Raw genomic sequence first — 14,738 nt, 5'->3', positions numbered from 1 at the left:
AGGAAATTGACTGATACAGCTAAGGTTACAGTAATTGGGGCCGGGCTCGCAGGCAGTGAAGCGGCCTGGCAGATTGCTTCGCGCGGAGTCCCGGTCAGACTCTATGAAATGAGACCGGTCGTGAAGACACCGGCGCACCATACCGATCAATTTGCCGAGCTGGTGTGCAGCAATTCGCTGCGCGCCAACGGTCTGGGCAATGCGGTAGGTGTGCTAAAGGAAGAGATGCGGCGTTTGAATTCACTGGTGCTCGGTGCAGCTGACCGCCATGCGGTTCCCGCAGGTGGTGCGCTTGCCGTAGACCGTGACGGGTTCTCCGGTGAAATTACCTCTACCCTGCATAATCATCCGCTGGTGGAAGTCATAAATGAAGAACTCACGCATATACCGGAGGAAGGGATCGTTGTCATTGCCACCGGTCCGCTGACATCCCCCTCGTTATCCGCTGAGATCAAGGGGCTGCTTGGTGAGGAGTACTTTTACTTCTACGATGCTGCCGCTCCCATCGTGGAGAAGGACAGCATTGACATGAACAAAGTATATCTGGCCTCCCGGTATGATAAGGGCGAAGCCGCCTACCTGAACTGTCCGATGACAGAAGAGGAGTTTGACCGTTTTTATGACGCGCTGATCTCGGCCGAGACGGCTGCACTCAAAGATTTTGAGAAAGAGATTTACTTTGAGGGCTGCATGCCCATTGAAATTATGATGAAGCGGGGCAAGCAGACCGCTTTGTTCGGACCGATGAAACCCGTGGGGCTGATGAATCCTCATACCGGCAAGCTGCCCTACGCGGTTGTGCAGTTGCGGCAGGATAATGCCGCGGGAACGCTGTATAATCTGGTAGGCTTTCAGACACATCTGAAATGGGGCGAACAGAAACGGGTATTTTCACTGATTCCAGGACTGGAGAATGCCGAGTATGTCCGCTATGGGGTAATGCACCGCAATACATTTATTAATTCTCCGAAGCTTCTGCATCCCACCTACCAAATGAAGGGCCGGGAAAGACTGTTTTTTGCCGGTCAGATGACCGGGGTTGAAGGTTACGTCGAGTCCGCAGCATCCGGACTGATTGCGGGCATGAACGCCGCGAGAGCAGCACTAGGAGAAGAGGGGCTTATCTTTCCGCAGGATACGGTGCTGGGCAGCATGCCTGCTTACATCACATCTGCTGACCCGGAACATTTCCAGCCGATGAATGCCAATTTTGGCCTGCTGCCGAAGCCGGAGCAAAGAATCCGCAGTAAAAAAGAAAAAAATGAGCTGCTCGCCCACCGTGCTCTGGACAGTCTCGCCGGTTTTGCTGCGCGCACCGGCCTTGCGTATAAAGAACCGGAGGATGCTGGACAGACGACAGGATAAGCGGGTCTAGTGCAAACCGCCATAATGGTGTGCAACCCTCACAGAAACTGGAAATAGGCTTCCAAACGGAGCTTAGTACGTAGATATTTCAAGGTAGCAGCGCTCGCAAAACTTAAGAATTTGCTTTCGGGTAGGGTTTTGTAAGAAGATATTACAAGGAGTTGCGCTACAAACTTTTAGGAGGTTGCGTAAATTATGTTACCTAGTTTTCATGCGACTACGATTTGTGCGGTGAGACATAATGGCCAAGCGGCAATAGCCGGGGATGGGCAGGTGACATTCGGTGAGAGTGTCATCATGAAGACGACAGCAAGAAAAGTCCGCCGGCTGTATAGGGGACAGGTTATCGCCGGTTTTGCGGGCTCGGTAGCTGACGCGATTACGTTGTTCGAAAAGTTTGAGGGCAAGCTGGAAGAGCATCATGGCAACTTGCAGCGAGCAGCAGTTGAGCTGGCCAAGGATTGGCGCCAGGACCGCATCCTGCGCAAGCTGGAAGCCTTGATGATTGTGATGGATAAAGAGGGCATGCTGCTGATATCCGGCAACGGGGAAATTATTGAGCCGGATGATGATGTGCTTGCCATCGGTTCCGGCGGTAATTTTGCGCTTGCCTCGGGACGGGCGCTGAAGCGCCATGCGCCTAATCTGAGCGCACCGGAGATTGCCAAAGAAGCGCTGCAGATTGCCTCCGAAATATGCGTATACACCAATTCCAATATTATTGTTGAACAACTATAGGCACGGTGCCCAAGAAAAAGGGAGGAAGTCACAATGGTCAATCAATCGCTTACACCCCGGCAAATCGTAGCAGAGCTCGACAAGTATATTGTAGGACAGAAGCAGGCCAAGAAATCGGTCGCTGTCGCACTCCGCAACCGGTACCGCCGCAGTCTGCTGTCTGAGGAGCTGCGGGATGAGGTTGTTCCGAAGAACATTCTGATGATCGGACCGACCGGTGTCGGCAAAACCGAGATTGCCCGCCGTCTGGCCAAGCTGGTGAATGCTCCGTTCATTAAGGTGGAGGCGACCAAGTTTACTGAGGTTGGCTATGTGGGCCGGGATGTGGAGTCCATGGTCCGCGATCTGGTTGAAACCTCCATTCGTATGGTGAAGCTGGAACGGACCGAAAGGGTTAAAGATCGTGCAGAGGAACTGGCAAATGAACGTATCGTCTCTATTTTGGTTCCTGGAGGATCGAAAAATAAGTCGCAGCGGAATCCTTTTGAAATGATTTTCGGCGGAAACAACAATGCTGCTGAGGATACCAAGGAAGATGCCGAAGATGGAAGCCTCAGCGAACGACGCCGCGGAGTCAAGTTCAAGCTGCTGGCTGGCCAGCTGGAGGATGACATCATCGAGGTTGACGTAGAAGACACTGCGCCTACTATGCTGGATATGTTCGCAGGGCAAGGCAATGATCAGATGGGGATGAATATGCAGGAGATGTTTGGCAGCCTGCTGCCCAAACGGACCAAGAAACGCAAGCTTCCGATCAGAGAAGCCCGGAAAGTGCTGATTCAGGATGAAGCGGCGAAGCTGATCGATATGGATGATGTCATTCAGGAGTCGGTGGCACGTGCTGAGCAGTCTGGGATTATTTTTATCGATGAGATCGACAAGGTAGCCAGTCAAGGCAAGGGCTCCGGACCGGATGTATCCCGGGAAGGGGTACAGCGTGATATTCTGCCAATTGTCGAAGGTTCTACGGTAATGACCAAATACGGCCCTGTAAAGACGGACTACGTGCTGTTTATGGCCGCTGGGGCATTTCATGTGGCAAAGCCATCCGATCTGATCCCTGAGCTCCAAGGCCGCTTTCCGATCCGCGTAGAACTGAGCAGCCTCACCCTCGAGGATTTCGTGTCTATTCTGACGGAGCCGGAAAACGCACTAACGAAGCAATATGTCAATTTGCTGCAAACCGAAAATATTGAAGTTCAATTCCAAAAAGAAGCGATATACGAAATTGCACGGATAGCAGCCTCAGTGAACCAAAATATGGAGAACATCGGTGCGCGTAGACTGCATACTATTCTAGAGAAACTGCTAGAAGACCTATCTTTCGAAGCACCAGAGCTGACTTTAGATACGATGGTCATCACTCCGGAGTATGTGCGTGAAAAATTGGCAGGAATCGCACAGGATCGCGATTTAAGTCAATATATTCTCTGATGCGACAAGTTTCTGAATAATTAAAATTTAGGCATTTGGAATTAGTCCTATACAAAAAATCCCCCATTCCGGGGGATTTCGTGTTATAAAATGTTATTTTTCAGAAGAATTTGGGACCAAAATGTCAAATAATTGAAAAAACATGCTTTAAGCCCTCTCTTTTCAGAAAAGATAGGGCTTATTTCTTATTGTAATAATATACAAATTCTAAGAGAATCAATGTATGTGAGATTGACATTTATTTCGTCCATCGACATCTTTCGACCTTAATTCGGTAAGTTAGGAAGAATTTTATCCTTTTTTGTCGAATCAAGCAGGAATTCTTAAGAGGTTTGTGGAATTCATTTCAGAACAAAAGCTTTGGAAGGGGGATTTCCATTGGGTTTATTGAACAGCGTGAGTTTTCAAAGATTACAGGGAGGCCTTGATGCCGCCACCAAACGACAAAGTGTGCTGGCAAATAACGTAGCCAACGCCGACACTCCGAATTTCAAACGCTCTGATGTTAACTTTGAGAGTTATTTACAGCAGCAGGAGAACGGTCTTAAGTCCACACTAAATGCGAAGGTGACAGATTCCCGGCACTTCCAGTTCGGTACAGGTACTATTGTACCAACAGCAACAGTCAGTACCGATGAAACAACTTCTATGAACAATAACGACAATAATGTGGATATGGACCGGGAGCAGGCGTTAAGCGCAGAGAATCAGCTCCGGTACAATTCATATGTAGAGCAATTGAACAGCCAGATTAGAATGATGCGAACTGTAGTTGAAGGGAGGTAGCAAAAAATGAATTTTGGCAGCAGTTTTGGGATCAGTGCTTCAGCATTAACCGCCCAGCGGCTGAGAATGGATGTGATTTCCTCCAATATTGCCAATGCAGAGACTACAAGAGCTTCAGTGGTTGATGGCAAGGCAGTACCTTACAAGCGGAAACTGGTTGTACTGGGAACAGCCCAGAACGACAGCTTTTCCAACATCCTGAATTCCAAGATGAACAGCGGCGGCAGTCAGGGTGTGAAGGTGCAGTCGATCATCGAAGATTCTTCTCCTCTGAAACCTGTATACAACCCAAGCCATCCGGATGCGGATGCTGATGGTTATGTATATATGCCGAATGTGGACATAACCAAAGAAATGGTGGACATGCTGTCTTCGTCCCGATCTTATGACGCCAATGTCACGATGCTTAATGCATCAAAGGGTATGGTAACCAAAGCGCTCGAAATCGGGCGGTAAAATCTAGTGCAAACCGGGAGGGAATCTGTTGATACAGAATTTAAGCATTGGTGCGCAGGCTATTAAGCCGCTCTCCATGAAAACATCAGCCGCTGAGTCATTGCCCGCAGAAGGTTCGGGACAGAACTTTAGCGCTTATTTACAGAATGCTTTGGAGCAGGTGGCAAATCAAGAACAGCAGGCAAAAGATATGAGTAACAAGTTCGTCCTGGGTGAGGTCAATATTGATGAAGCTATGATTTCTTCCCAACAGGCATTGCTGAGTTTGCAGTTGACTACACAAGTCCGGAACAAAGTAATTGAAGCCTATCAGGAAATTATGAGAACTCAAATCTAAATAATCCTAGCTTAGTTTCGGATGGGGTGACACTGTGAATGAAAGATTTGCCCAGTACCGGGAGAAGGTGACCCAGTATTGGAACAGATTCAGCGGTAAACAGAAAATACTATTTTTCTCTACCTTGTTTATCATCATAATCATAATCGTGGTTTTGACGATGCAATTATCGAAAACGGAATACGAAGTGGCATTTCAGGATTTGGACAGTACCGATTCAGCCGGTGTAATGAAGTACTTGGACTCTGCTGGAGTTTCTTACCACTTGAGTCCGGATGGAAAAAGCATCTCCGTGCCAAGTACGGATGCGGCCCGCGTCAAAGTGGATATTGGCTCGCAAGGGATTGTACAAGGCGGTTCCATCGGTTATAAAGTCTTCGACGAGTCCTCGTCGATGATTGGTACTACAGACAGCGAATTCAATGTTAAGTATAACAATGCATTGAATGGTGAAGTAGAGCAGCTTATGAGACGGATGCAGGGGATCAAGGATGCCAAGGTCCTGATCAATCTGCCTAAGGAAACCGTATTTGCCTCACAGGAAGATCAGGAACGGGCTTCAGCTTCGGTTGTGCTTAGCTTCGATCCTGGCTTTAGACCTACACAAGACAATATTGATGGTTATTTCAACCTAGTAAAGACCGCAGTTCCGAATCTTCCGCTCGACAACATTACGATTGCCAATAATGAAGTCGAGTTAATGCCGACAGCCAAGGGCGGTCAAGCAGGAGTTTCCAGCCAGGTTGAAGAAAACTTTGCCCTCAAAAAGAAATTTGAGGAGGAAGTTAAAAAGAATGTGAAACAATTCCTTAGTACGCTCACAGGTCCGGATAAAGTTGACGTTCTGGTCTTCTCACAGTTGAATTTTGACAAAGAGAATCGCCAGGAGAAACTGGTCACACCGGTAGATGCGGAAAATATGAAAGGGATTGAGATCAGCTCGCAGATTATCAGCAATACCTATTCAGGTCAGGGAAACACTACCGGAGGAGTTGCAGGTACAGGCTCGCAAGATGTTGCGGGTTATCCATCGGATACGGGCTCGGGAACTTCTTCATCTGAGGAGTCTTCGGAGACAAGAAACTTTGAAGTGAACCATATCACTAAAGATATTATTGCAAGTCCTTACTCTGTTAAAGATTTAACCATAAACGTTGCTGTTGAACCACCTACCGGACAAAATTCTTTAGATGACACTACATCAGCAGCAATTCAGAACATTTTGGTGAATATCGTACGCGCTTCTCTGGCCGATTCAGGTGTCACTTATACAGACGCGGACTTAGCCAAAAAAGTTTCGGTATACTCCCAACAATTTGGAAGTACGGATGCAAATGCGGCCTCAGGCGGGCTTGCAACGTGGATGATCTGGGCAATTGCTGCAGCTGCCTTGCTGGTTGGGGCAGGCGTTGGATACATGATCTACCGCAGCCGCAAGAAGCAGGAAGAAGAGGTGGAAGAAGATATTCCGCTTCAGGTTCCTACAGAGTTCCCGTCCATTAATATGGATAGCATGACGAACGAAAGTCAGGTTCGCAAGCAACTGGAAAGTCTGGCCAAGAAGAAGCCGGATGAATTCGTAAATCTGCTGCGTACATGGCTAGCAGATGAACAGAGGTGAACTAATGGCAAAGGCCACTCAGCAGGTGCTTAGCGGCCGTCAAAAGGCGGCTATCCTGCTAATCACACTAGGGCCCGAGGTATCGGCGCAAATATTCAAACATCTAAGGGACGAGGAAATTGAACAGCTGACTCTGGAAATCGCCAATGTCCGTAAAGTAGACAGTGCGGAAAAAGAGTCCATTATGGCTGAATTTCACCAAATTTGCCTCGCACAGGAATATATCTCACAAGGCGGTATCAATTACGCCAAAGAAATTCTGGAGAAAGCGCTCGGTTCAAGCAAGGCGATGGAGGTCATCAACCGCTTGACGGCAACTCTGCAGGTACGGCCATTCGATTTTGCCCGTAAAGCAGATCCTAATCAGATTTTGAACTTTATCCAGAATGAAAATGTACAGACCATAGCTCTGGTCTTGTCTTATCTGCAATTTGAACAGGCGGCATCCATCCTATCCTCGCTTCCACAGGAGAAACAGGCTGAAGTAGCCAGAAGAATTGCAATTATGGACAGCACCTCACCAGAGGTAGTTACTCAAATTGAACGGGTGCTGGAGCAGAAGCTTTCTGCTACAGTAACTCAGGATTACACGAATGCCGGCGGCATCGAGTCGATTGTGCAGATTCTGAACGGTGTTGACCGTGGTACAGAGCGCACGATTCTCGATTCCCTGGAAATTCAGGACCCGGAACTTGCGGAAGAAATCAAAAAACGGATGTTCGTCTTCGAAGATATCGTCAACGTGGACAACCGTTCGATCCAGCGGATTATCCGCGATATCGAAAATGCCGATTTGCAGCTGGCGCTCAAGGTGGCCAGCGAGGAAGTGCGGGACGTTATTTTCCGCAACATGTCGAAGCGGATGGCCGAAACCTTCCGCGAAGAAATGGAATATATGGGTCCGGTACGGCTGCGTGATGTCGAGGAAGCTCAGACACGCATCGTAGGAACGATCCGCAGACTCGAAGAATCAGGTGAAATTATCATCGCCCGTGGCGGAGGAGATGACATCATTGTCTAGGCTGATCAAACATTCACAGTATGTTCCGGTTGATGTTCTGAAACGGCTGGAACAAGCCAGGCAGCATGCAGGCCTGACCGAGGAGTCGACTGCTTCGGATCAAGCGGCAGGCGAGGTGCACATTCAGGATTCTGCCAGGGAAGAGGCGGAACAGGCCCGCAAGCAAATGCTGAAGGATGCACAGGAGTTTGCCGAAGGACAGGTCCGAGACGCGGCACAGGAAGCTGAGAATATTGTAGAATCGGCACGGACAGAGGCTGAAGAGTGGTGGCGGCAGCGCAGGGAACAGGATGAGCATCTTGTCGAGGCCGTCAAATCGGAAGCCTATCAACAGGGATACCAGGAAGGACAGGCCCAGGCTGAACTGGAAATGTCGCAGAAAATGGCCGAGATGATGGAGGAAGCAAGACAGGTTCTCCAGGAGGCCTATCGGGCCAAAGAAGTTATTATTCAAGAGGCTGAGCCTTTTCTGGTAGAGCTTAGCTGTGGTATTGCCGAGAAAATTGTGGACAAGCAGCTGACCGTGGAGCCGCAATTTGCTATGGATCTGATTCGCAAGAATCTTGCCCGCAAACGCGAGCAGGGACTGATTTCGCTATGTGTGTCCCCGGCACAGTTCTCCTTTGTCAATGCAGCCAGGGAAGAACTGGCACTGGCAGTAGATTCTCAGGCGGAGCTGCAAATTCTGCCTGACTCAACTGTAAGGGATCACGGCTGTGTCATCCGATCTTCTTTTGGGAGTATTGATGCACGCATAGATACACAGCTTGCCGAAATCAAAAAAGAGCTGATCCGGATAGCACTGGATACCGATGAGAACAGAAATGGGGAAGACGATGCTTGACAGCGGACGGTATAAGGAGCAGCTGCGTAATTTTGACCCGGTCAGAATCAATGGCAAAGTTACTCAGGTGATCGGGCTGATGGTAGAGTCGGAAGGTCCGGATGCGAGTATCGGTGATGTATGTTATATCTATCCGGCCAAAGGCAACAAGCCGCTGCAGGCTGAAGTTGTAGGATTTCGCGACAATAAGGTACTGCTGATGCCGTTAGGTGAGCTGCAAGCCATAGGACCGGGCTGTGATGTTGTGGGGACAGGCAAACCTCTAAGTGTACAGGTGGGCTCGGAGCTGCTCGGCAAAGTTCTTGACGGGTTGGGACAGCCGCTTGACGGCTCGCTCATTCCGGCGCGCATGCCGCACAGTTCAACGTTCAACATTCCATCCAATCCGCTGAACCGCCCCAGGGTGCATGAGCCGATTAGCATTGGAGTCAGAGCCATCGACGGATTACTCACCATAGGCAAAGGCCAGCGTGTGGGTATCTTTGCGGGATCAGGAGTCGGTAAGAGCACATTGATGGGCATGATCGCCCGCAATACTTCTGCAGATGTGAATGTGATTGCTTTGATTGGTGAACGGGGCAGAGAGGTGCTGGACTTCATTGAACGCGATCTCGGTCCGGAAGGGCTGCAACGGTCCGTCGTTGTTGTCGCTACCTCTGACCAGCCGGCGCTTATCCGCATTAAAGGCGCGCTCATTGCCACAACGATCGCCGAATACTTTCGCGACCGGGGCTTGAATGTCATGCTGATGATGGATTCAGTAACCCGCTATGCAATGGCGCAGCGTGAGGTGGGACTTGCAGTGGGGGAACCGCCGGCAATGAGAGGGTATACTCCTTCTGTGTTCGCCAGCCTTCCAAAACTGCTGGAGAGGGCAGGGACGGGACCAGCCGGATCCATTACCGCTTTTTACACAGTGCTCGTGGACGGTGACGATATGAATGAGCCGATTGCTGACGCAGTGCGCGGAATCCTGGATGGGCATATTGTGCTGAACCGGAATATTGCCAATAAGGGACATTTTCCAGCCATTGATGTTCTCTCCAGCATCAGCCGCGTCATGAAAGATATAGCTCCCGAGGAACAGATTGCTGCGGCTGAGAACGTGAAGCGGCTCATGGCTGTATACAAGGATTCGGAAGATTTAATCAACATTGGTGCCTACCAAAGAGGCTCAAATGCCCAGATCGATGAATCCATACATTATATTGATAGCATATGGAATTTTACCAAGCAAAAGGTAAACGAAAAGGTCACGCTGGCCGAAGTCCAAGAGTCTTTAATTTCCCAGTTCTCAAGGAGTTGATTGATCATGAGATTTCATTATACTTTTCAAAAAGTTGTGGACTTGAAAGCAAATGAAAAAACGCAGGCAGAGTGGATGCTCTCAAGCGCCCTCGGAGAACTTCAAGCCCAGGAAAGAAAACTTCAAGACTTGTTGGAGCAACGCCGCGAGCTGATGCTGGCACTGCAGCATGCGGCTGAACAAAAAACACCGATGTCTAAGCTGCGCGAGATGCAGGATTATGTCGATTATCTGGACCACTGCATTGCGCGTAAACACTCGGATATCAGCCGTGCGCATATTGAAGTTCAGCATAAGCAGGATCATCTCAGCACGAAAGTGCTGGATGAAAAGGTGTGGCTGAAGGCTAAAGACAAGGCCCAGACCGCTTTTCAGCAAAGTATGATTTTACGGGAACAAAACGAACTGGATGAGATGGCTACCGTCCGCTTCGCGATGAAATCCCTCTAACCCAGGAGGTTTCCGCTAGTGGCTAACAATGAAATGGAATTTGAAACTGAAGGGTCAGCAAGTAAATTTGAACGGTTTTTGTTTTTGATGATACCGATCATTTTTACACTTGTCCTGCTTGGGGTATTGTTAACTCTGTTTAATATGGATATCCGCAACAACGTTCTGGCAATTGCGAACAAGATTCCTGTGGTGGAGAAGTGGGTACCTGACCCGCCGCAATCTGCTGATGAAGCACCCGATCCGAAAGAGCAGGCTAAAGAGCAGGCAGCAAGCTCTGATAAGACGATCAAGGAGCTTAAGTCTCAGCTTGCGGCACAAAGCGAGCAGCTTAAGAAGGCGAACGAAGATACTGCGGCTCAGGCAACAAAAGCTGAAGCGCTGCAGAAGCAGATTGACAGTATAAAGGAAGAAGCTGCAGCTGCAGAAGCAGGTACAGGAGATACGGACGACCCCTATGTGAAGCAGGTGAAAGATCTGGCCAAGCTGTATGCGGGGATGAAGGCCTCCAAAGCTGCGCCAATCCTGGAGAATTTGACCACCGATGAAATGGTGCAGATTTTCAGTGTGATGAATAATGCCAGCAAAACAGCTATTTTAGAAAAAATGGATCCCAAAAAAGCTGCGGATGTCTCCATTAAGCTAAAAGAAACTACAAATTCAACCGATATGGCTATTGCAGCCCTTCAATCCAGACTGAAGCAGGATGCGGGAGCTTCTACAAAAGCCACAGCCACAAATAACCTGGATAAAGAGAAGCTGAACCAGACATTTACCAGCATGCCTGCTGCTGATGCGGCAACACTGCTGGGCTCGATGTACAAGATCAGCCCGGACAAAGTGATCACGATTCTTAATACGGTTAGTGACACTGTCCGCTCTTCAATTCTGGGGGAGATGACCAAGAATGACAGTGCTCAGACAGCCAAGGTTGTAAACCGGCTGATGGGCGGGAAATAACACTGGAGAGGAGGTGAAAAAATGAGTTTAGTCGTTCCATCAATGAGTGGCGGGAATAAAGCCGCTGCCGCAGGGACTTCTACAACTGCAGGCGCGGGTACAGCCGCTGGAACAGCATCAGCCGCACCTTTTGCCCAGACTCTTGTTCAGACCCTGGGTGCAGTACAGACCACAGAAACAGCAGCACCGGCGGTGCTGGGGAATTTGGCTTCACTGCTGCAAGGTCTAATGAACGCCGTACAAGCAGCTGGTGAAGAAACAGGCACCGATGATACAGCCAAAAGCGCCGAGCTGCTGCAGGGACTTACGGAAGATCTCGAGAAGCTGGATGAAGACATTAGCAGTGATCCTGCACTGATGGCTGCCCTTCAAGGATGGCTGCTCCAGGTATCTGCTCTATTATCGGGAAGCGCTCCTGCTGAGGGAACCTCCACTGCGGGAAGTACACCTGCTGATACGCTGTCCCCACTTGCCCAGAATCCGGAGACGCTGCGTTTTGCCGTACAGGACGAGCTTAACAGTCTGGTAGGCCTGGTTCAGCAAGCAACCGCAGAGGGGAAGGAACAAACAGCATCAGCGGGAATAACCCTATTGAATCATTTTACGGCAATTCTGGCGGATACGTTAGTTCCTGACAACAAAGCTAAGGCAAAACCGGCTGTCAGTACTGATACCACACCAGTAGTTTTGAAACCAGTGTCCGAAACGGAATCCAATGTGGAGGTAAAAGCAAAAACACCAGTCTTGTCAGACCTCCGCTCCAAGCCAACTGCTGCAGCGACAACTGAGAATACCGCAGCGGTTCCAGCTGCAACAGTAACGGCAGAGACTGCGGAAGATACGGTTGCTGCACCGCTGGCTAAGGTTGCTCTTACAGCAGACGTTTCCAAGAACGGAGCGGAAACAGAAGTTTTGCCTGGAGCAAAACCGGCTGAAGAGGACCATGAAATCGTAACTGCCGGGCAGCTGTCATTAAGAGGCGGAATTACCGCACCGCTTAAGGCAGAGACACCACCGGTTCCTGTACATCAGTTCGCAAGTGAGATGACCTCGTTTATTACAGGTAAACTGGAGATTGTCAAAAAAGGCGGAGTGGCTGAGGCGACAATTACATTGTTCCCTGAGAATCTTGGACAAGTGGATGTTAAAATCACAATGCAAAACGGCCATTTGGTTGCCCAGTTCTTAACTGAGCATGCCGGAGCCAAAGATATGCTGGAACAGCAGATGAGCCAGCTCAGATCAGCATTACAGCAACAGGGCCTTCAGGTTGAAAAATTGGAGGTTACCCAAAACAATACACCGCTGCAGTCCCAGTATAATGGAAGCCATCAGGGGCGTGGAACCGGTTCAGGCAATCAGCAGCAGGAAAGACGTTCCAAAGAACGCACGGAGGAAATCAGTGATGCGGTACTTGCCGCTGAGCTGAACGGTGAATGGAAAGAATGGGTTGCGGGCACGCAGCAGGATAGCCGTCCGCAAGGTGGAAGTTTCTCAGCCAAGGTATAACAAACAACAAGCGAGGTGAACAAAAATGGCATCAAGTACTCCAGTCTCCACTCCCATCTCAACACCGGACCAGTGGAATTACTCTGCGCCGGACAGCACCAAAAAAACTACCGGAAACTCAACACTCGGCAAGGACCAGTTCCTGAAGATCCTCATTACCCAGCTGCAGAATCAGGACCCAATGCAGCCTATGGAGGACAAGGAATTTATCGCCCAGATGGCCCAGTTCTCCTCGGTAGAACAACTAATGAATATTTCAACACAAATGACAGCGATGAATCAGTCGCTTGGAGCGGTATCGGGACTGATTGGCAAAAATATTACCTGGATGGATGCAACGACTAAAGAGTCAAAATCGGGGAATGTCGATTCTATCGTTGTCAGCAGTGGCGTGCAGTACGCTGTTGTGGGCAAAGAAAAAATAGCGCTAACGGACGTCACGCAAATCCAGAATTCAGCTGCACCCGTAGAGAATGCGAATTCCAGTACAGGTTCTGCGGAGGGCGGGACGGGATCATGAGTGACAGGCTTACGATAGGCCAGCTGTATCCTGCCAGCGTACACCCGTCAACTCTTCAGCGGCCGGCAGGCTCCAAGAATCTTGTGAATTCAGAAGTTTCATTTGAGAGCGTGCTGCAAAAGAATATGCTGAAGTTCAGCCATCATGCGGCCAAACGACTGGAACAAAGAGGAATCGAGCTTGGAAGCCGGCAGCTGGATCAAATCTCGTCCGCAGTGGACAAAGCAGCAGCCAAAGGCAGCAAGGAATCACTTATATTAATGAAGGACATGGCTTTGATCGTCAGTGTGGCTAACCGCACTGTAGTGACTGCTATGGATGGCAACTCCATGAAGGATAATGTGTTCACACAAATTGACAGTGCAGTGATTATTTCTTAACCCGGCCGGTCCTAACTGGAGAGCCGGAATGGCTGCCGACCGATTGAAGCGGCCATAGCTCAATTTCATTTCAGACAAATTCGGAGTCTAAGAACTCCATCATCCGGGAGGAAGACAAATAATGTTAAGATCTATGTACTCAGGGGTATCCGGAATGCGCGGTTTCCAGACAAAACTGGACGTAATCGGCAACAACATTGCGAACGTGAATACCATCGGCTTCAAGTCAGGACGCGTCATGTTTAAGGATATTATGAGCCAGACGGTATCCGGGGTTACTGCTCCTGTGGATGGCGGCCAGGGCGGCGTGAACGCCAAGCAGATTGGGCTTGGAGTCAGCATTGGCTCCATTGACACCATGCATTTGGCCGGCAGCGCCATGACCACCAATAATCCGACTGACCTGCGTATTGATGGGGATGGATTTTTCCTGGTGAAGCTCGATGAAGAGCAGGCGACACCATTCCTTACCCGCGCCGGTGACTTTCATGTGGACTCCGCACGCAACCTGCTGACCTCTGATGGTTTGCATGTGCTTAATTCCGACGGTGATCCTATTCAATTGGGTGAGGATACAACTGCATTCTCCATCTCCAGTGACGGCACAGTTTTACAAACGTTAGCAGACGGAACCATTAATTCGGATAACAAAATCGGGGTAGCTAAGGTAAGTAACCCGCAAGGCTTGGAAAAAATCGGCGGCAATCTTTACCGGATGACGCTGAATGCCAACGCTGATGGAGCGCTAACTCCAACGACAGCCAACAATACTGAAGAAGGAACTGGAGCCATAGTTGCCGGCCAGCTGGAAATGTCCAACGTGGATCTGACCAGTGAGTTTACAGAAATGATTGTTTCCCAGCGCGGGTTCCAGGCCAACTCCCGCATTATCACGACCTCTGATGAAGTGCTGCAGGAAGTCGTCAACCTCAAGCGTTAATTTTTGGGGCGATAATCATAAACTTGCTGTATAATGGTAACGTTTCGTCTACTGGCGTAAAGGTTATTGCG

At 49.5% G+C, this 14,738-nt stretch carries 16 protein-coding genes; all 16 read left to right on the top strand.

The window, feature by feature from the left end; genetic code table 11:
* Positions 1 to 6: 6 nt before the first annotated feature.
* The 16 genes from trmFO to flgG all read left to right on the top strand — a co-directional run bounded on the left by trmFO (position 7) and on the right by flgG (position 14,667).
* Positions 7 to 1,365, top strand: a complete 1,359-nt coding sequence (gene trmFO / locus PGRAT_RS17800) for an FADH(2)-oxidizing methylenetetrahydrofolate--tRNA-(uracil(54)-C(5))-methyltransferase TrmFO (RefSeq protein ID WP_025706263.1) — start codon at positions 7 to 9, stop codon at positions 1,363 to 1,365.
* Positions 1,366 to 1,560: 195 nt separating this feature from the next.
* Complete coding sequence (gene hslV, locus PGRAT_RS17795; RefSeq protein WP_025706264.1) at positions 1,561 to 2,103, top strand: ATP-dependent protease subunit HslV; 543 nt, start codon at positions 1,561 to 1,563, stop codon at positions 2,101 to 2,103.
* 33 nt (positions 2,104 to 2,136) lie between these two features.
* The gene (gene hslU, locus PGRAT_RS17790) at positions 2,137 to 3,537 is read left to right on the top strand and encodes an ATP-dependent protease ATPase subunit HslU (protein WP_025706265.1); all 1,401 of its coding nucleotides are present in this window, start codon (positions 2,137 to 2,139) and stop codon (positions 3,535 to 3,537) included.
* 378 nt (positions 3,538 to 3,915) lie between these two features.
* Complete coding sequence (flgB, locus tag PGRAT_RS17785; RefSeq protein ID WP_025706266.1) at positions 3,916 to 4,323, top strand: flagellar basal body rod protein FlgB; 408 nt, start codon at positions 3,916 to 3,918, stop codon at positions 4,321 to 4,323.
* Positions 4,324 to 4,329: 6 nt separating this feature from the next.
* Positions 4,330 to 4,779 carry a flagellar basal body rod protein FlgC gene (gene flgC / locus PGRAT_RS17780; RefSeq protein WP_025706267.1) on the top strand — a complete coding sequence of 150 codons (450 nt, stop codon included), beginning with the start codon at positions 4,330 to 4,332 and terminating at the stop codon, positions 4,777 to 4,779.
* Between the two features lie 28 nt (positions 4,780 to 4,807).
* Complete coding sequence (fliE, locus tag PGRAT_RS17775) at positions 4,808 to 5,116, top strand: flagellar hook-basal body complex protein FliE (protein ID WP_025706268.1); 309 nt, start codon at positions 4,808 to 4,810, stop codon at positions 5,114 to 5,116.
* Between the two features lie 34 nt (positions 5,117 to 5,150).
* Positions 5,151 to 6,737 (top strand): flagellar basal-body MS-ring/collar protein FliF, encoded by a 1,587-nt coding sequence (gene fliF, locus PGRAT_RS17770; protein WP_025706269.1) that lies wholly within the window; start codon positions 5,151 to 5,153, stop codon positions 6,735 to 6,737.
* A 4-nt stretch (positions 6,738 to 6,741) separates the two neighbouring features.
* Positions 6,742 to 7,758, top strand: a complete 1,017-nt coding sequence (gene fliG / locus PGRAT_RS17765) for a flagellar motor switch protein FliG (RefSeq protein ID WP_025706270.1) — start codon at positions 6,742 to 6,744, stop codon at positions 7,756 to 7,758.
* A complete protein-coding gene (locus PGRAT_RS17760) occupies positions 7,751 to 8,602 on the top strand; it encodes a FliH/SctL family protein (protein ID WP_025706271.1) in 852 nt (283 codons plus the stop codon). Before fliG ends, PGRAT_RS17760 begins: the two co-directional genes overlap by 8 nt.
* Positions 8,595 to 9,908 carry a flagellar protein export ATPase FliI gene (gene fliI / locus PGRAT_RS17755; RefSeq protein WP_025706272.1) on the top strand — a complete coding sequence of 438 codons (1,314 nt, stop codon included), beginning with the start codon at positions 8,595 to 8,597 and terminating at the stop codon, positions 9,906 to 9,908. The genes PGRAT_RS17760 and fliI overlap by 8 nt, the downstream gene beginning before the upstream one ends.
* A gap of 6 nt (positions 9,909 to 9,914) precedes the next feature.
* Complete coding sequence (fliJ, locus tag PGRAT_RS17750) at positions 9,915 to 10,358, top strand: flagellar export protein FliJ (RefSeq protein WP_025706273.1); 444 nt, start codon at positions 9,915 to 9,917, stop codon at positions 10,356 to 10,358.
* An 18-nt stretch (positions 10,359 to 10,376) separates the two neighbouring features.
* A complete protein-coding gene (locus PGRAT_RS17745; RefSeq protein WP_025706274.1) occupies positions 10,377 to 11,318 on the top strand; it encodes a MotE family protein in 942 nt (313 codons plus the stop codon).
* Between the two features lie 21 nt (positions 11,319 to 11,339).
* Positions 11,340 to 12,827 carry a flagellar hook-length control protein FliK gene (locus PGRAT_RS31710; protein ID WP_081758862.1) on the top strand — a complete coding sequence of 496 codons (1,488 nt, stop codon included), beginning with the start codon at positions 11,340 to 11,342 and terminating at the stop codon, positions 12,825 to 12,827.
* 25 nt (positions 12,828 to 12,852) lie between these two features.
* Positions 12,853 to 13,347 (top strand): flagellar hook assembly protein FlgD, encoded by a 495-nt coding sequence (flgD, locus tag PGRAT_RS17735; protein ID WP_025706276.1) that lies wholly within the window; start codon positions 12,853 to 12,855, stop codon positions 13,345 to 13,347.
* Positions 13,344 to 13,727 (top strand): TIGR02530 family flagellar biosynthesis protein, encoded by a 384-nt coding sequence (locus PGRAT_RS17730; protein WP_025706277.1) that lies wholly within the window; start codon positions 13,344 to 13,346, stop codon positions 13,725 to 13,727. The genes flgD and PGRAT_RS17730 overlap by 4 nt, the downstream gene beginning before the upstream one ends.
* A 121-nt stretch (positions 13,728 to 13,848) precedes the next feature.
* Entirely contained in the window at positions 13,849 to 14,667 is an 819-nt protein-coding gene (flgG, locus tag PGRAT_RS17725; RefSeq protein ID WP_025706278.1) for a flagellar basal body rod protein FlgG, read from the top strand.
* Positions 14,668 to 14,738 lie beyond the last annotated feature (71 nt).

Source organism: Paenibacillus graminis (assembly GCF_000758705.1).
GTDB classification, from domain to species: Bacteria; Bacillota; Bacilli; order Paenibacillales; family Paenibacillaceae; genus Paenibacillus_AQ; species Paenibacillus_AQ graminis.
This window is presented reverse-complemented; position numbering and strand designations above follow the sequence as displayed.